The sequence below is a fragment of the Marinilactibacillus kalidii genome (genome assembly GCF_017599325.1).
GTDB classification, from domain to species: Bacteria; Bacillota; Bacilli; order Lactobacillales; family Carnobacteriaceae_A; genus Marinilactibacillus; species Marinilactibacillus kalidii.
The window spans coordinates 1-18,774 of the sequence record NZ_JAGFVM010000016.1 but is presented as its reverse complement, the minus strand read 5'-3'; the positions used below and the strand labels follow the sequence as shown (position 1 = coordinate 18,774).

The 18,774-nt window shown below is 31.6% G+C and carries 16 protein-coding genes and 1 pseudogene; 11 read left to right on the top strand and 6 right to left on the bottom strand.

The genetic code is table 11. The features are described 5' to 3' along the window. Positions 1-113: 113 nt before the first annotated feature. Complete coding sequence (locus J5J05_RS03620; RefSeq protein WP_208559143.1) at positions 114-1,193, top strand: IS30 family transposase; 1,080 nt, start codon at positions 114-116, stop codon at positions 1,191-1,193. Positions 1,194-1,284: 91 nt separating this feature from the next. Here the strand turns inward: J5J05_RS03620 and J5J05_RS03615 are convergent, their stop codons facing one another. Then, entirely contained in the window at positions 1,285-2,838 is a 1,554-nt protein-coding gene (locus tag J5J05_RS03615; protein ID WP_208559315.1) for a YobI family P-loop NTPase, read from the bottom strand. Positions 2,839-3,179: 341 nt separating this feature from the next. On the opposite strand from J5J05_RS03615, the gene J5J05_RS03610 reads away from it, so the two are divergent. The 4 genes from J5J05_RS03610 to J5J05_RS03595 all read left to right on the top strand — a co-directional run bounded on the left by J5J05_RS03610 (position 3,180) and on the right by J5J05_RS03595 (position 6,512). Then, positions 3,180-3,878, top strand: coding sequence for a hypothetical protein (locus J5J05_RS03610; protein WP_208559314.1), 699 nt, complete (start codon positions 3,180-3,182; stop codon positions 3,876-3,878). Positions 3,879-4,689: 811 nt separating this feature from the next. Continuing rightward, entirely contained in the window at positions 4,690-4,956 is a 267-nt protein-coding gene (locus J5J05_RS03605; RefSeq protein ID WP_208559313.1) for a CD3324 family protein, read from the top strand. Positions 4,957-5,195: 239 nt separating this feature from the next. Next, the gene (locus J5J05_RS03600) at positions 5,196-5,720 is read left to right on the top strand and encodes a GNAT family N-acetyltransferase (RefSeq protein WP_208559312.1); all 525 of its coding nucleotides are present in this window, start codon (positions 5,196-5,198) and stop codon (positions 5,718-5,720) included. A 249-nt stretch (positions 5,721-5,969) separates the two neighbouring features. Continuing rightward, a complete protein-coding gene (locus tag J5J05_RS03595) occupies positions 5,970-6,512 on the top strand; it encodes a tyrosine-type recombinase/integrase (RefSeq protein WP_208559311.1) in 543 nt (180 codons plus the stop codon). Positions 6,513-6,717: 205 nt separating this feature from the next. On the opposite strand, the gene J5J05_RS03590 is transcribed toward J5J05_RS03595, so the two are convergent. The 3 genes from J5J05_RS03590 to J5J05_RS03580 all read right to left on the bottom strand — a co-directional run bounded on the left by J5J05_RS03590 (position 6,718) and on the right by J5J05_RS03580 (position 9,280). Beyond that, on the bottom strand, positions 6,718-6,969 hold the full coding sequence (locus J5J05_RS03590) for an IS3 family transposase (protein ID WP_208559310.1): 252 nt from the start codon (positions 6,967-6,969) through the stop codon (positions 6,718-6,720). Between the two features lie 405 nt (positions 6,970-7,374). After that, positions 7,375-8,364 carry an ABC transporter permease gene (locus J5J05_RS03585; RefSeq protein ID WP_208559309.1) on the bottom strand — a complete coding sequence of 330 codons (990 nt, stop codon included), beginning with the start codon at positions 8,362-8,364 and terminating at the stop codon, positions 7,375-7,377. Between the two features lie 13 nt (positions 8,365-8,377). Next, complete coding sequence (locus J5J05_RS03580) at positions 8,378-9,280, bottom strand: ABC transporter ATP-binding protein (protein ID WP_208559308.1); 903 nt, start codon at positions 9,278-9,280, stop codon at positions 8,378-8,380. Between the two features lie 394 nt (positions 9,281-9,674). Between J5J05_RS03580 and J5J05_RS03575 the strand changes: the two genes are divergently transcribed. Then, positions 9,675-9,806, top strand: coding sequence for an aureocin A53 family class IId bacteriocin (locus J5J05_RS03575; protein ID WP_208559307.1), 132 nt, complete (start codon positions 9,675-9,677; stop codon positions 9,804-9,806). A 134-nt stretch (positions 9,807-9,940) separates the two neighbouring features. Next, on the top strand, positions 9,941-10,579 hold the full coding sequence (locus J5J05_RS03570) for an ATP-binding cassette domain-containing protein (protein WP_208559306.1): 639 nt from the start codon (positions 9,941-9,943) through the stop codon (positions 10,577-10,579). Positions 10,580-12,336: 1,757 nt separating this feature from the next. On the opposite strand, the pseudogene J5J05_RS12730 reads toward J5J05_RS03570, so the two are convergent. Then, positions 12,337-12,468: pseudogene (locus tag J5J05_RS12730) on the bottom strand (ATP-binding protein); the annotation flags it as partial. A gap of 90 nt (positions 12,469-12,558) precedes the next feature. Between J5J05_RS12730 and J5J05_RS03565 the strand changes: the two are divergent. The 4 genes from J5J05_RS03565 (at position 12,559) to J5J05_RS03550 (ending at position 15,873) form a co-directional block, all read left to right on the top strand. Continuing rightward, positions 12,559-13,742, top strand: a protein-coding gene (locus J5J05_RS03565) for an IS3 family transposase (RefSeq protein WP_425270343.1) whose coding sequence is annotated in 2 segments (ribosomal slippage) — positions 12,559-12,844 and positions 12,844-13,742 — 1,185 coding nt in all. Because the reading frame shifts where the segments join, the coding sequence is not laid out codon by codon here. 107 nt (positions 13,743-13,849) lie between these two features. After that, positions 13,850-14,092, top strand: coding sequence for a hypothetical protein (locus J5J05_RS03560; RefSeq protein ID WP_208559305.1), 243 nt, complete (start codon positions 13,850-13,852; stop codon positions 14,090-14,092). A 690-nt stretch (positions 14,093-14,782) separates the two neighbouring features. After that, on the top strand, positions 14,783-15,076 hold the full coding sequence (locus J5J05_RS03555) for a BRCT domain-containing protein (RefSeq protein WP_208559304.1): 294 nt from the start codon (positions 14,783-14,785) through the stop codon (positions 15,074-15,076). Between the two features lie 155 nt (positions 15,077-15,231). After that, a complete protein-coding gene (locus tag J5J05_RS03550; RefSeq protein ID WP_208559303.1) occupies positions 15,232-15,873 on the top strand; it encodes a type IV toxin-antitoxin system AbiEi family antitoxin domain-containing protein in 642 nt (213 codons plus the stop codon). A 1,708-nt stretch (positions 15,874-17,581) separates the two neighbouring features. Here J5J05_RS03550 and J5J05_RS03545 read toward each other — a convergent pair. Further along, the gene (locus J5J05_RS03545; RefSeq protein ID WP_208559143.1) at positions 17,582-18,661 is read right to left on the bottom strand and encodes an IS30 family transposase; all 1,080 of its coding nucleotides are present in this window, start codon (positions 18,659-18,661) and stop codon (positions 17,582-17,584) included. Positions 18,662-18,774: the final 113 nt, after the last annotated feature.

Below are 18,774 nucleotides of genomic sequence, written 5' to 3'. Positions count from 1 at the left end.
GCTGGATTTTATAATGAAGTTAGCCACTTAGGCTAACCCACAAAAAAAACGCCATGTGAATTTCATGTTATATTGAAGTTACCGCTAACTCTCAATAGACAGGATGAATTCACATGACGCACTCTAACGATAACATATCAGCACGTAAGGGAAAACACTTATCTCATTCAGAACGTTCTCAAATTGCTATTTTAAAGACTCAGAAGTACTCCAATCGTCAAATTGCAAAGGCATTAGGATGTGCCCCGCAAACCATTAATAGCGAAATCTGTCGTGGAACCATTACGCAACTTAATCGGCAAAAACAAAACGGTAAAGTTTACGACTACTATACAACTCTCTACGATCCCGATGCCGGACAAGCAGCTTACGATAAACTACGGTTGAACTGTGGCCGTCGGCCAAAATGGGCTGATACGGATGCCTTTATTGAGTGGGCAGATGATAAATTGTTACAGGAAAAGTGGTCTCCAGATGTAGTCATTGGATTTGCGAAGACACATGACTTGTTTGACTCATCTATTATTCCCTGTACAACGACGCTCTATGGATGGATTGACAAAGGCATTATGAGAACAAAGAATATGGATCTACTCGAAAAACTATCGCGTAAACCAAAAGATACTACTTATAGAAGCCGAAGAAACAAGCGAATGCTAGGCCAATCTATTGAACAAAGACCCGCAGAAATTGATAACCGGCAGACCTTTGGTCACTGGGAAGTTGATACAGTTGTTGGAAACAAAACAAAAACCGATTCGGTTTTATTGACGTTAGTTGAACGTCAAACACGCTTTGAAATCATCCTTAAACTCAATGGTAAAGATATAGAATCTGTCAATCAGGCAATCAGTCAATTACGATATCGAGCCGGTGATACGTTCTCTAAAGTATTTAAGACCATCACTTCTGATAATGGATCTGAATTTGCCGGTCTTCATGAGGCACTTCACGAGACACTTGATGTGTACTTCAGTCATCCTTATGCTTCGTGGGAAAGAGGAACAAGCGAGAACCAGCATAAATTTATTCGCCGATTTATTCCAAAAGGAAAAGCTATCAATCAATTTAGTGAAACACAATACTTGAGAATCCAGCAATGGATGAATGACTATCCTCGGAAAATACTTGGATATAAAACACCACATGACTGTTTTGCCAATGCTCTGCGCTCTTTGTCCCAAGCAACCTGAGCACGTTAGTGCTTATCAAATAACAAGTGACGTCTTCCAATAACAAATTAAACAATCAGTTGCGGCTATCTTTTTAAACTAGGTGGCTAACTTAAACTTGAAATTTACAGTTATAATAATTATCTCTATTATAAGATTTTTTTGTAAGGTTCTTCCCATTCAAAATTTCTTGTACATACACTGATCTTGAACCATACTCTGATTCTGTTTTACTATTTACAAGTATATTATCTGTCTGAAGATAAATCATTTGTAACTCTACAATTGAAGATATCTTTTCTTTTTCTAAATTTTTCATTTTTTCTTCTTTAATTTCGATTTTTGAATCAATTTCCTCTATTTTGTTAGATAATAATGAATCTTTCTTATTAATCAGAGTATAAAGGAAACCTTTATTATACTGTAGGTCGGAAAAATCACGAGGAAAGACGTTCTTATAAGTTATGACAGCTAGCAATTTATCTACACTTAAGTCGGCCGTGTTTATTGTTGCATTATAAATTTTGTATTCATTGTAGATATTTATGATTAATCGCATATCATCTAAGTAAAATGACAGCTTCCTCAAAAAACTTTTGCTAAGTTTGTCTTCTGCTTGATTACTATTGTCATTACCCTCTTCACTTATTTCCTTTTCAAAAATATCTATTATTTTATTGTAAGAATTACTTGAAGTAACCACAGGTACAATAGGAATGATCAAATCGAAAAATTTTGCTCTATCTTTGGAAACAAAAATATCGTCCTTTATCAAGTATAAAAAAATCAGCTTCTTTTTAGGTTCTTGTTCGGTTAAATTTTCTGAAATTCTTTTGTTAATCAACTGGTTCAATTCTCTTAATTTTCTAAAAACATCTGGGTTATTGTATCTATCCAAATCTTCAAAGACAATAACGTCAGCATCACTGTTTTCAAACAGATAGACAACTTCGTTTAAATGCTCGTCAAAGAACGAATTTTTATCGTTTTTGTAGAGCTCGATTTCATTACCACGGAAAGATATCTTTTTAACAATAGTCCTATTGATTTGAGCTTCTCCAAACTTATAAGTTAGAACGCCTACAAATATTGCAAGTATTATTGCGGAAACAACTCTAGTCATAGGATTTATAATGAAGTTCTGACTAGAAAACAAATCGTAAGTAGTTACAAAATTTACCCAATAGTTGAACATTATTACATACGTTAGCAAGCCAAGCATGAGTGGCACTACAAGACTCCATATAAATACTGCGAAACTAGAATTATTCTTTTTAACTTTTGCAAACGCTTGAGGGACTCGTTTCGTTTCAACTTGATGTAGTAACTGATTTATTATTTTCCCTTCAATTTCTTTCGTGCTTTTTTTTATTTCTTGTTTGCTGAGTTCCGTTTTTTCGTCATCGTTATCTGTATCGTATTTTCCTAAAGATATATGTATAAACTTTTTTTCTTTGTTTTTCATTTTATAACTTTCGATAGTACTACTTTTACCAGAACCGTAAGGTCCAGTAACACCGACATTTGATACGTCCTCAAGTCTAAACATATCGTCCAGAAAAATTTGGTAATGATTTATATTCATTTTTTTACTAGGTGACAATGATTTCAAAGTTGCTTCTTGATCCTTTAATTCATCTTCCTTACTGCTTGTCCCATTTATCATCTTCCACCCTACTTTCGTAATTTTTAAATTACTTTCATTTACTAGTATATCATTTTATAAAAATTTATTGAGGGAAGAAATAATTTCATTTCGAATAAAACGCAACATTCCTGATTTTTGTTGTATCATAATATAGAATTGTTAAAGTAGTATTTAATAAAATATAAAGTTCACTTCAATCTTTAAGAAGTACAAAAAATAGCATTTAAAGCCTTTTATTAATTTAAAATGTTACTATTTGACTATTTTTTAAATTTTAGATAAGGTTTATATGGGTTCTAAATATGACAATATTAATCGTTATCCTATTTTTCGATTAATAAAAAAGGAGAATGGTACTTATGACAAACTATCGGAAGATATTCGCCAATGTTGCAGTCGCAGGAGTATTGGGAGGAGTAATCTCAACCACTTCCATGCCTTTAATAGCTAACGCACAAGAAAGTACAAGCTCGTCAAGTGAACTAGAAAAAATAGATACAGGCGGAAACTTTAAACCAGCGTATCTTTCTGAAGAATTAACTCAAGAAGATAAAGAATTTATGAATAAGCTAGAAACAATCTATTCTGAGTTGGAATTAGACAGTAATAACCACCTAGTACTTCAAATTACAGACATAGAACTGAAGCAAAATTATAAGTTTACTGATCAAGATATACAAACACTTCATGATACATTAAACTTTCAAAAAGAAAATGCAAATATTGAAGTTTCTGATCAACCAGCTGGCAATCCTGATTTAGTATCTCCTATGTTACATGTATCTGATTGGAAAGTGTATTTAACAAATGATGACTTGAAAATGTATCTTTCATCAGCCATTCAAGCAGGGGCTCCTGCAGTTGTAGCTGTATTGGCTGGTTTAGGTACTACAGTAGGAACTCCAGGAGTAGGAACTGTTCTAGGTGTTGCCTTAGGACTATTCGGCGCCGGACCTATCACTTATCAAATTACACAAGCTCTAGCTAATGGACAGGGCTGGTATATAGGTGTGACTTGGAACGGGGCATTCCCTAATCCGGACTCAGGTACTTGGTAAAAACATTTAAATCTAAGTACGAATAGGAGTGAAACAGTTATATGCTTAACGAATCTAATACCTCAGTAATGAAAAAAATATTAATCCCTTTATTTTTTTCGCTAACGTGGTCTATGTTAATTTATACCTTTAATATGGGTGTTCCCGATCTTTTGTTAACATTCTTTTCTATAGTAACGATAGGGACTTTTCTATATTCTTTATGGAATATTTGGAATATCGTAGAGGAACGATTTAGAGTAAAAATATTTCTATATATTAGTGTTTTCGCAGTAGTATTCCATGCTAGTACAATAGCTATCAACTTTTATTTCCAAGGGATAATTGCTACTATATATGGCTTGTGTATCTTAACTGTTTTTTGGAAGCTAATTACAAAAAAATCGGAAAATAGCGTCACTAATTGAATTTAACTAAAAATAAAAAAGAATTAGTAGATACCGTCTAGCTAAGGTAAATATCTTAACTGGACGGTATTTTTTTAATACTCATTTTGACTAACTTTTGCTCTTGCAAGTATCTACATAATATAACGCAACATTATATAAAACTGTTGCCTTTTTTCTACCTGAAATTTTAGTTACTGGTATAATCGTAATATATTATTAAATTTAACATTAAGGAGTTGTAAAAAAATGCAAAAATACTTTGAATTAAAATTTTCTGCACCATCTCATGCAAAGCCAAGTTTTTGGAGAGCGATTTCTCTGTATGAGTATAGTAATAAAAAAAGTCGCTAATTTAAGAATATCTTATTTCCAATAATACTTAGCTTTGCACCTTATATTTTAAAAAATAAGGAGCTAGCAAAATGAGATATGTAAAAGCAACCACTGTATTACCTGAGGATTTGTTATTAGAAATCCAGAAATATCTTCAAGGTGAAACTATCTACATTCCTAAACAAAAGAAGTCTCACAAAAAATGGGGAACAGTTTCTGGAGAAAGAAAAAAACTTGATACCAGAAATTTATCTATTAAAAGCTCGTTCAATAATGGTAAAACTTTTGAACAATTATCGAAAGAATATTTTCTTTCAATTGAATCTCTAAAAAAAATTGTGTATACAAAAAAATAAAGAAAAAGCACTGGTTCGTAAAAGATAATCAGTGCTTTTTATGGCAAGTTTATTTCTTAATTGTTGAATGTATATATTAAAGACAACCGTAAGCATAAAATAATATCAACGCCTATATGAGTAAACGCTAAAATTTTATGGAATAATAGGATAGAACTTACTTAAATTGTCGGTTTAAACATATGCTCCTTATATTGTAATCATATTATTTTATAAAGTATAAAAACGGAGGAATAGCAATGAAATCAAAGAGAATACATCTCAGACCTATAGCAATAAAAGATACTAAAATTTACTATGAAAGTACCCAAAGTGAAGAAATAATGTATATGACTGGAACTCAGCAAACTTTCACTTTTGAGCAAATAGAAGAGCACATAAAAACAATTATAGTAGACGACTCTAGAGAAGACTATGCAATTTGCTTTAATAAAACAAACGAAATGGTTGGTGAGTTATCTATAATGGATATTGATAAACGGAATAGTGCCGCCGCTTTTAGAATATCAATGAATAGTACGAAATATACTGGTATTGGACTTGGTTCAGAAGCGATTGATCTTATAGTTGATTACGTATTTAACTCACTAAATTTAAATAGATTACAATTGGAAGTTTATAGTCATAATCCTAGAGGTATTAGAGCTTACGAAAAGGCTGGGTTTATTAAAGAGGGGGTTTTGAGAGAGAAACTACTGTACAATGGAAAATACTCTGATGAAATTATAATGTCTATCTTAAAAAAAGACTACAACAATCAATAATCAATAATCATTTTCTAGTCTCACAAAAATTTAAGTTTTCAATAATTGTAAATCCAAAAAAAATCTACTCTTACGCATACAATTTTTATTAGTCAGTGATTTCTAATTTTTATTGAATTAAAAACGCAACAATCTCTAAGATTGTTGCGTCCAAAACCTTGTTTACTCAAGGTTTTTTTTGTATACTGAATTTAAAGCAAAATAACGCAACGTTTTAACATTTGATGTTGCGTTTTAAGGAGCGGAAATATGAGTACCTCGAGTCCAGTGAAAGACCAAGAAAAATTACGAGAATTGAAAAGTTTGTGGGGAAAGACCTCTAAAAAATATGTCTTAATCGATTTCATGCTAAATACAGGTTTAAGAGTGTCTGATGTCCTCTCCACCAAAGTTGGGACTGTCTTACATGGAGAGTATATTGGAATTGAACAAAAAACAAAAAAACCGAAACGATTTCAGTTAAATGCAGGAATTCAGTTGATTATAAGAGATTATGTATTGGCCAACCAGTTAACAGAAGACGATTACCTGTTTCCAAGCAATAAAAATCCTGAACAACCCATCAGCCGCTATCAGGCTTTTCGGATTGTTCAGGAATCTGGTGATCTAATTGGATTGAAATTGTCTCCCCATAGCTTGCGCAAAACATTTGGGTATCTTCATTATAAGCGGACCAATGATGTGAGTTTGCTTATGAAGGTATTTAACCATTCTAGCCCGGCTGTGACATTATCTTATATCGGTTTAGACGAAGAAACTATGCAAAACGAAATATACAATCACTATATATAAATTGAAAAAATGACTAATTAGTACACTGGTATATCAATACTTTTTTGAACAAAAATTATAAGGTGTAAATAATGACTAAGGTTACTTTCCTTAAGTATCTTTAACTGAGTGTCAGGCTAGTTGCGACTGGCTGCTGGACAATGGACTTGTGGTCTTGAATTTCAGACTGTTCCTGTTCCCAACTTCTACTATAATCATTCGGAGATTAGTAGTCCAATGATCCACGTGGGCGAAAATGCTTCCACCAATGTACGTAGTCCATCAGTTGGATTTGTAGTTCATATAGTGTATGGAATGTGTTGTCGTAGACAAGTTCAAACTTAAAAGACTTATACGTGGACTCCGCTACGGCATTGTCGTATGGTTTCCTACTTAATGAGCGCACAATATCAAAGGTACTCAGTAACGCGGAAATGTTGTGGTTGTCAAATTCCTTTTCCCAGTCAGTATGAAACACGTTGACCGCATGTAGATCTCCTTTGACTGTAGCGAGAACCTGCTGAACCCAATCCGCTGTCTTATTGGGTCCTGCGGAATAGCCAATAAGACAGCGGTGGAATAGATATAGAATAAAACAAGCATAAAACTATTTGTTGGTAAACTAGACATAGTTCAAGTCCTTGACGATCACTTTCATAAACTTTTCAAGATTGAATTCACGGTTCAATAGGTTTTTAATTTTCACGTGATTCACACCACTCTTTAGCGGTCTGTATGATTGTTTATCCTATTTGGATACCATATGAAACATTTTCATAATCTGTCCAACTCAATGTAACCTATCCAACATCTACAACACTTCTATAAAATATATTATTATTAGGAAAAAGGAATGTTTGTTTTATATTTCTCAGAATAAATTTTAAGCTAGTATATCTTTTTTATTAAAGAAATAATACGTTATAGACAATAAGAACACAAGGTAAAGACTATTTAGTATCAAAGAAAAAGAAAGCGTCATACCTCCAACTGAAGGACTATTCCCTGGTAAGTAGTTCGTCAAATTCCAATTAGCCATTAACAAGTATTTTGCTAGATCTGTTTTAGTAGCTAAATAGGACATTAATGGTGGTCCTAAAAATAATAATCCTAAGGTTATCCCTAAAGATAATGACATGTTTCTACTAATCGTCGAAAGAGTAAAAGCAATTGTTGCAATAATAATGAGATAAACAATATTACTCGCTAGTATCCCTAAAAAATACATCCAAAAGTTAGAATGCATATACGTCCCATCTGATGATAGATAAACATATTCTGAAGTTAGATTAATTTCAGAAGTGAATAATGAAACTCCAACGGTGGCTATGTATAAACTCATATAGTAAGTCACAGTTATTAGTAGTACAGCAATATACTTAGAAGTTAATATTTTTGAGCGAGAGTATGACCGTATAAGCAATAGTTTTATCGTCCCCATCGAAAATTCTTTCGAAACCATAGCACTTGCTATAAGCGTAACAAAAATACCTATCAATATATTCAATCTAGACGTACCTATTAAAGAAGCATAAAGATTGTTATTAGCTGGTGGCTTAATACCTTCTTTTAGATGATAGTTTAATCGTTCTATTTCAACTTGATTATCACTGGCCGTAACTTCATCGACAAATGATACCTCTGATTCACTAGTTAATAATTTGGTATTCTCTTTCTCCAAGGAATCAATTTGTTTCGTTGCTTGATCTTGCCAATCCATGCCATACGAAATATCCTCAAATGCTGCTTCATCATTAAATAATAATGGCATTAGGCTTAATAAGGAAGAGATTACTAAGATAATGATCAACGTTACATAGTTATTTTTCCTAAAAAACACTTTATTCCATTCATTAATCACTAGATTTAACATAATTTACTCCTTCTTATTTCATTGTTAGATTCATAAATTTATCTTCCAACGAATTCTCTTTTGGTTCAATACTGTAAATAGCGATATTATTTCCAACCAATAATTTAACTATTTCAGGTATTCCTAAATTCGAATTAGGTAATTGAAATTCGAGCAATCCCTCAGTAACTTCACTAGATAGTTGATACTCTTTAGATAATAATTCCTGGGCTTTATCAATAGGAGTTACTTTGAATTGATAATATTTTTCTTCAGTTTTTCCTTTTAAATTTTCAATCGCTATTAATTCACCTGCTTTAATAATCGCAACTCGATCACACATTAATTCGATTTCACTAAGCATATGACTCGATACAATCACTGTAACTCCTTTTTCATGAGCTAAGGTTTGAAGATATTGTCTTAATTCTTTTATTCCTGCAGGATCTAACCCATTGGTTGGTTCATCCAATATTAAAACTTTTGGATTATTTAATAAAGATTGAGCAATACCTAACCGTTGTCTCATTCCTAAAGAATACGTCTTAACTTTATCCTTTATCCTACCTTCTAAATTTACAAACTCAACTATTTCCTCTATTTTTTCATTTGAAATACCTTTGTGCATTCTACTAAAGTAGTTTAAATTTTCTAATCCCGATAAAAAAGGATACATTTCAGGATTTTCGACTATTGCACCCACATTTTCTAAAGCTTCTTTATGATTAATTTTTACATCGTGACCACAGATTTTTACGCTACCCGAAGTTATACCAATTAGGCCGACAATCATTCTAATAGTCGTCGTTTTTCCAGCTCCATTAGGTCCAAGAAGGCCAAATACTTCTCCCTTTTTTATATTAAGAGATAAATCCTTAATAATCTTTTTTTTACCAATGGCTTTACTTAAATGATTTATTTCAACATTAAACTCCATAATATCTCCTTTATAGTTTATTCATAGACTATCTACCTTTTCTAATGGTTTAAATTTATCCTCCTTCTAAGCAATATCTTATTATCTATTATTTGGTCTCTATTTAAAAGAACTTAATCGTTTGCATCGTAGAAACTAATAGTTGCTATTAATATTTGTTCTATCGATACTTTAAATAACTAGTGGTTCTTTTTTCACGGAAGTAATATATTCAGCTCAATACTTATTCTAATTGATTAATAAAAAAAATTAAAATAACAAATTATGATATTAATATGACGTACAATAACATTACTTAATATATTACAAATTTCAATTGCAAGTGTTACAAATTAATGATAGAATAAATTGACTAATTAAATAGTCAAAAAAATAAGAAAAGAGGTGCATCTTCATGTGGGGAAGAATTTTAGCTTTCGCGGCAAAATACGGTACTAAGGCAGTAAAATATGCATGGTCTCATAAATGGGAATTAATTAATATGGGCGATTTGGCATTCAGATACTTAAAAGATATTTTTGGTTAAACAATTTTTTTACTTAATTTGATAAATTAGTTAGGGATTTATTCACTATTTCCCTAACTAATTTATTTTTATTTTATTGGTTAAAATGTTATCTTAATATATAATCAATAATAAAATTGGAGTGGTGTAGTAATATGATGATTAATCAAATAAAACATGAATACTCAAATTTCAGCTTAGATATTAGTAATTTGATGTTAAAGGATAATTCAATTATTGGTCTTATTGGAGAGAATGGAGCAGGTAAGACAACTTTAATGAATATTCTTTCGGGAATGCAAATTGCTAATACAGAAATGCAGCTAGGTAACTATAAATTTGAAAATATACTTTTTATTCCTTCAGATTTGGATCCATATGATTATATGACTGTTTTAGAGTTCATTACAATTGTTATTAATTACTCGAATTCAATTATAAGCCCACAAAGTATAATAGAAAAATTAGAATTAAACGAAAAAAAAGACACATTGATTTCAGAATTATCTCAAGGAATGAAAAAGAAGTTAACACTTATCAATTTATTTTTAAATAGCTATAACTTAATTATTTTAGACGAACCATTTAACAGTGTTGATATTAAATATATTTATCAAATAAAAAAAATTATTATAGATTTGAAAAAGGAGTCAATTATTCTTATATCGTCTCATATATTAGATACATTAGCCGATATTTGTGATGAGTTCATTTATTTAGAAGATGGTAAAGTTAAAAAAACTTTTAGTAACAATAAAAATTTCAGTACCTTGGAGCGTGAATTATTTGAGTAAAGCTCTTTTTGTTGATCTAAAATTATTCAGAGAACGTTTCAAAGTTTATGGTTTTTTTAACGTTTTCAGTTTACTTTTTATTTTGATTGCAATATTAGTTGGAGGAAAACTATTACTTTTCGTTAAATCTAACTACCTATTATTATCGCTATTGCTCTCTTTTTTTCTTTTAATTTTAGGTGTTGCCAATATTAACTCTAAAAAAATAAATAAATCTGAAGTTCGTATGTTTTCCTTCTTTCCTAGAGTTGGATTAAATAACATAAAAAGCTATTATAAGTACAGAAAAATTATAATTTCTTACATATCTATGATCTATTTATTATTTCCTTTTAGTACTAAATTATCTGATATAAAAATATTTTTTTTCTGCTTATGTATTTTATCGATTTTTATGCTTATAAATAATATTAGTAGTATTATCTTTTCTGAAAGTACTATAAATAACATTACTTTAATAATCAGGATAACTTATGGTATTTTTTTAGCTCTATTGATTCGGGATATGCTTCCTTTTGAAATCGAAAATATTATAGCAATGACAAATGTTATAATACTAGCGCTTCTATTTTTGTTATTATGGATAATAAATATATACTTATTATCCATTCAAACTAAATATGTTAACACGTTTAAAACTAATTTAGTTTTTTTTAAAGTCTACAATCCTTTTTTCTTATTCTTGTTACGTACAAAAGTAAAGTACGACATCATACTTTTACTTTTCGTTTCATTTCTTTCAGTTTTTATTGATAAAAACTATAATGAACCCTTTGCATTTGTAGTAACAATGTTAACTAGTTTATATATAATTTATTATGAGTATTTAAAGATGCAAAAAAACAAGATAAATATTTTTTATAACGTCATTAATTTGAAAAAACTTCGAATGGATACCATCTTTTCATTGTCCGAATTTTCGATAGTTTTTCTTATTATAGCAATAATTTTAGGTATTCTTAGTAATAGTTTACTTACCCATTTTATGTATTATCTCCTAACTATTATTAGTTTTTCACTATCAAATTCTATAATTCCAATAAATATAGAAAAAAGAATAAATAAAAAAATAATTATACTTAAAGATTTAGTTAAAAGTATATTATTAACTGTATTATTATTGAGTTGTTTCATATTTATTTTTATTAAATTTATTTGAATGTATAAAACATACATTCAATGTTACCTATGAAGTGCTATTAAGTGATAAAGATGATATGGTATGTCAACACTTTTTTAGGTAAGAAGATAACGAAAACCATTCTAAAAGATTTACACGTAAACGATAAACGAGAAATAAAGTCAAAGCCTTTAAATCAACTAAGAAGAAAGATAAAGAGCTGTCGCAAAACTATTAGCTGTATATAAAATGTGGACTTTAAAGAAGAACAATGTAATTGATAAAAAGCTATTTGGTTCTGTAAAAAATGACGTTGGTGAGAAATCACTAGCGTCATTTTTTAGCTTAAATTAGAAAACAAGTGAGTTCTCCTGTAGAATAATAGTCGACAAAAATATTATTTTCGAAGATAATTGTGTTTCTTATGGCTTTCACAAACTAAAAAAATGTAAATTTATAGACTGTACACTGATGAATATTGCGAACAGATTGAGCCGCGTATGCGGAGTTTAGAGCCAGTTAGTGCGGGAAATAAATCCACTCAATGCGGAGGAGAAAAGGCCACTGACATGTAATTGTCAGTGGCCGGATTCCATTTATTTAGAGTTTTTTCAATTATGGTTAATGACTTGCTCTATTATCTTACACCCTTCAATCCATGTCTTTCACGCATAGAAACTTCACCATCAATCAAAACAGTGTAAAAATCATGTACGATACGATCAAGAATTGCGTCAGCTACTAACGCTTCACCTAATTTCTCATACCATCTCAGGTGCTGTCTGTGGATAGGTTACACTCAGTTGGACAGAAAAGATAAGGTGTGTATACTAAACACAACACACAGGAGGAATCTATCATGTCTACTCGTCGTCCACGTCGAACTTATACAGAAGAATTCAAGAAGCAAATTGTTGATTTACACAAAGCAGGAAAATCAAGAAAAGAAATCATAGAAGAATATGACCTTACAGTATCTGCTTTTGACAAATGGGTACGTCAACATAATCAAACCGGTTCATTCAAAGAAAAAGATAACTTAACACCTGAACAGAAAGAATTGAAAGAATTAAGAAAAGCCAATACCCAGCTGCAAATGGAAAATGATATTTTAAAGCAAGCGGCGCTGATATTCGGGCGAAAGTCGAAGTAATCAAACGCAATAAACATAACTATTCTATATCAGCGATGTGCCGTGCCCTTGAGATCAGTAGAGGATCTTATTATTACGAAGTAATAAAGAAAGAAAGTGACGCGGAACTTGAACAAGCGATCATTGAAGAGTTTGCCAAAAGCAAAAACAATTATGGCACGCGTAAATTAAAAAATCGATTGAGGAAACGTGCGTTTATCGTGTCCTGTCGGAGAATTGGACGTATTATGAACAAGTTTCATCTGGTATCCAAATATGATAAACGGTCATACAAACCGCAACAGAGCGGCGTCAATCAAGCGAAGATTGAAAATACATTGAACCGCGAGTTCAATCCAGAAGAACCGATGAAAGTAATTGTCACGGACTTGACCTATGTTAAAGTTGCCAACAAGTGGTTCTATGTTTATTTTATTTTAGACCTATTTAACCGCGAGATTATCGGGTATTCCGCAGGACCAAATAAGACAGCTGACTTGGTTCTGCAGGCTCTCGCTACAGTTAAAGGAGACCTACATACGGTCAACATGTTCCATACTGACCGGGGAAAGGAATTCGACAACCACACCATTGATGAGTTACTGGACACCTTTGATATTGTGCGTTCGTTAAGTAGAAAAGGGAACCCTTACGACAATGCCGTAGCGGAGTCCACGTATAAATCATTTAAGTTTGAATTTTTCTACGACAACACATTCCATACACTCTATGAACTGCAAGTTCAACTTATGGACTACGTCCATTGGTGGAATCATTTTCGTCCACATGGATCATTGGACTATGAATCTCCTATCGATTATCGAAAAATTTGGGAACGGGAACAGTTTAAAAATAAAGTCCGCAAGTCCGTTGTCCATCAGCCGGTCAAAACTAGCCTTATATTCAGTTAAAGAGGCAGAAGTAAAGTAAACTCAAATATCATTTACACCTTATAATTTTTGTTTAAAAAAGTGTTGACGTACCATATATTACAACCGTCAAAGGAGAAATTCATATAATGAGAAGAAAAATAATCATCGTAGCATATATTTTACTAGTAATTCCTTTTTTATTTTACTTATTGCACAGTATTACAAGCGATAATACATTTTCTCCTACTTTTATAATTTTAGCTTTTCTTTCTATATTAGGTATGATGTTTACTGAGAAAGATAATTCTATGTTTAGAGTAACTTTTACAATGTTTGTGGCATCTATTGTAGGATTATTTTCAGAAATAATACAGTTTTTCTTAAGCTAACTTAGAAGTAGAAAAAAGCTGGATTGATGCTTACCTATAAAAGCTAGAGTTTAATATTATGCGGTCGTTTGGCTAGTTTAAGTTTAGTATCACACTAAACTTAGACTAGCCAGTTTTTACTTTCGGCAATTTTTGTGACTCTGTGTCAAATATACTAAGAATAGTAGAAGTTAAGATGAGGCAGTCAAAGATATAAGATCTCGATTTTGCTTATCAAACTGGACCTTCACTACTCTTAACAGAATCAACTTGGAATATAATAGTGCTTTAAGATCGAGTATAGGAAAGTAAGATAGTTAAGATGAAGTGGAGTACTTCACATTTCCCTACTTCATTCAAATCGAACCTTTTTCAGTATAGAACTGCTAGAGAAATGTAATAAATGTTAAACGGTAATTTTTTGGCTTATTCTTATTTTCAATTATTATAATACTCATAGACAACAGGCTACTGGATAATTTATTCATTTTCTTATGCTGTATTTACAAACAGACAACTCAGGTTTCTCTAAATTCTCACTATTATTCAAATTGCATACATAAGTTATTAATTATCCATACATACTTTTCTACTTTGATAATGACTCAAGAAAGAATTCAGTCAATGGTTCGTACTAAAGATGGGTTTATTTTGAAATTGACTAGAAACAGTCAATTTCAAAATAAATAGAAAGGCACCAGGTGACGTTAAATGATTCGAAATGAAACGGTCGTGTTCACAGGGAAATTAGCAAGTATGACTAGAAAACAAGCACAGGATTTGGTTAGATCCTTAGGCGGGCAGATCCAATACAGTGTATCTAAAAAGACAACTCTTCTAATCATTGGAAGAATTAACCTGGATCTTTTCGAGCAAGACTCTCGGTCATTAAAGTTAAAACATGCTGAAGAATTCCAAGCTAAAGGAACACACTTTAAAAAAATAACGGAAGAAGAATTTATTAGACTAGCTATTATTCAATTACAATCTAAACTCAATGATTAATCTAATGTCTTGTAGGATTACGTACCACCCCATCTAAATTTAAGGCGCTGAAACTCCTTATGTAGAGCGGAAGTGTAAAAAGTACACCCTGTCAGTTTTAGTTCAATTATATAGGTAAAATCGATTTCGATTAATTAGGAGGTTTGTTTAAAAAAATGAAAGATCACAATAAAGAATCAGAACATTATTCGAATAAAAATTTGAGCATTCATCTGAAAAATGCTTTTACAAAAAACAACGGTATTCTTACTTTTACTCAAGCCAAGTCCTTAAATATTTCTGAAACCGAACTACTAGAAGCCTATAAAAACAAGAACATCCTTCAAGAAGAACCTGGCATTTTCATGGAAAACGAAAGCGACTACGACGATATGTATATCTTACAACTTCTACATCCTACAGGTGTGTACTCTCACGAGACAGCTGTCATGCTTCATAATTTAAGTCGATTCTCTCCTTTTAGAGATTATATGATCGTACCTGAAAACTATGATACTGAACAGTTAAACCAAAATAATGTCGTTACCTTTCAAACTACTGAGTCCTATTTTCCAACTGAGAATGCAACTGTAAAAAATTTCTTAGGCAATAACGTGACGATCACCAACCTTGAACGCACCGTAATTGATATGCTTTCTAGCACCCATTCTATGGGCGACGTAGTCAAAGAAGTGATCGAAAGTTATTTAGACGAAGAACAAAAAAATATTGAACGACTAACAAAGTATGCTAGCTTATTCAACTTGGAAAATACTGTACAAGACCAAATTTTAAACCGTCTTTTCCCTAAAAATTAATTAAAAAACAATCAGATTGAGCAAACATAGTCTCACTTTTCTTGCTCGATTACTACATAAAGTAAAGAGAAATATAGAAAAAAATCCTACAGATCAAAAGCTATTGTAAGGGCATAAGGGAACCCTGATATCACTTCTCAGTTTTGAGACTGAAAATGTGCTATTTTTGGCTGTGCCAAAGGGTTTTTAGTGTAAAACAAATGTTTTACAGGTGATATCACTTTTTGCTCGTGTAAAACATTTGTTTTACATCAAAAGCCTATTAAATCAACACTGTTTTACAAACGTTTTACAGTATTAAGCAGGTTATTATTAAAAAAGATAGTCATATGGCTATCTTTTTTTTCTCTTACTTTACTTTTATTTTTTTAAATGTTCAATTGGTTCTGATTAGATTTCTAAAATGCTTTCTCGTAAAGGTTACATGAGTCTTGTTCTAAAACTTTGAAACTAAAAAAAATTTCTGTCATGAAATTTATAAAAGTAGTCTCTTTTTTTATCGCAAAACACTTGTCCATTTTCTATTTTCAGAGTCCGTTTCATTTTTTCTTCAACATTCTCTTAACGAATAAATCCTACTCCAATTCCTCTACTAACTTACATAAATTCAAAAACTATTCTATCATTTATTACGTCTCTTATAATATAAATCACGTTCTAAACATTCTAATAATCTATCCTGAAAAAAAGTACACTTAGAAGAGAACAATCGACAAAAAAATTAAACAAATTTAGAATCTCATATTTAAAGTTCAATAGAACTTCAAAAAAACAAGCGCATTCTCTTCCATTTTCTACAAGTCTAAGGATAAGATTCTTCATTGACAACTTTAAATCTCTTACAAGGCAATTTTAAAGGCTTAAAGATCACGAGGGCAAAATTGGATATACTAAAATTAAGTTGCGCAATAAAAAACATATCAAACATGAACTAAATATTTTCACTAGATTCAGAACTATTTCTAGATTTTTATACTCCCTTATCCGGCTAAAACAATTCACAAACAGAATTTATTTTAACTTATACCAACTATTAGAGTGCTTTGAATAATTGATCAATTTATCTTTTTTGATTTTATTGAGTAGTCTTATTCTTCACGTTTCTCTATCATATTGAATAAGAAACCAAGGATGACCTACTCCCGCTCCAGAATGAACATTCACCAATAAAAAATCATGATCAAATTTAAAATATAACGTGTACCCTAACAACTCAGGAATCATCGCTCTCTCGTCAACAGTTGCTCTTGCTAGCAAAAATTTCAGCGTTAAAGTACATGAATCTATCAAAATAAATTCATTTAAAGTCTCCACTAAAAAATTAAAAGAAGAAACTTTTTCGTTCGATTCAACAAAATAAAATAACCGAATCATTCTATATACTGTCGATCTTAAAAACAAAAAACACACTAAAATATACAACGTAAGTGAACAAAATCAAAAAAATTGCTCATTATGTATTAAAGAAAAAATCAGCTCATTTATATATAATACTAATCTCTATTGATACTAGAAAAGATATTTTTATTCTTATCTTATGAAATTTCAGAACCAGTTTCCCTCAAAAAATTTGTGCCTTGAATAAAAATTAAATACTTTTGTAAATTTCAAGTTTAAGTTAGCCACCTAGTTTAAAAAGATAGCCGCAACTGATTGTTTAATTTGTTATTGGAAGACGTCACTTGTTATTTGATAAGCACTAACGTGCTCAGGTTGCTTGGGACAAAGAGCGCAGAGCATTGGCAAAACAGTCATGTGGTGTTTTATATCCAAGTATTTTCCGAGGATAGTCATTCATCCATTGCTGGATTCTCAAGTATTGTGTTTCACTAAATTGATTGATAGCTTTTCCTTTTGGAATAAATCGGCGAATAAATTTATGCTGGTTCTCGCTTGTTCCTCTTTCCCACGAAGCATAAGGATGACTGAAGTACACATCAAGTGTCTCGTGAAGTGCCTCATGAAGACCGGCAAATTCAGATCCATTATCAGAAGTGATGGTCTTAAATACTTTAGAGAACGTATCACCGGCTCGATATCGTAATTGACTGATTGCCTGATTGACAGATTCTATATCTTTACCATTGAGTTTAAGGATGATTTCAAAGCGTGTTTGACGTTCAACTAACGTCAATAAAACCGAATCGGTTTTTGTTTTGTTTCCAACAACTGTATCAACTTCCCAGTGACCAAAGGTCTGCCGGTTATCAATTTCTGCGGGTCTTTGTTCAATAGATTGGCCTAGCATTCGCTTGTTTCTTCGGCTTCTATAAGTAGTATCTTTTGGTTTACGCGATAGTTTTTCGAGTAGATCCATATTCTTTGTTCTCATAATGCCTTTGTCAATCCATCCATAGAGCGTCGTTGTACAGGGAATAATAGATGAGTCAAACAAGTCATGTGTCTTCGCAAATCCAATGACTACATCTGGAGACCACTTTTCCTGTAACAATTTATCATCTGCCCACTCAATAAAGGCATCCGTATCAGCCCATTTTGGCCGACGGCCACAGTTCAACCGTAGTTTATCGTAAGCTGCTTGTCCGGCATCGGGATCGTAGAGAGTTGTATAGTAGTCGTAAACTTTACCGTTTTGTTTTTGCCGATTAAGTTGCGTAATGGTTCCACGACAGATTTCGCTATTAATGGTTTGCGGGGCACATCCTAATGCCTTTGCAATTTGACGATTGGAGTACTTCTGAGTCTTTAAAATAGCAATTTGAGAACGTTCTGAATGAGATAAGTGTTTTCCCTTACGTGCTGATATGTTATCGTTAGAGTGCGTCATGTGAATTCATCCTGTCTATTGAGAGTTAGCGGTAACTTCAATATAACATGAAATTCACATGGCGTTTTTTTTGTGGGTTAGCCTAAGTGGCTAACTTCATTATAAAATCCAGC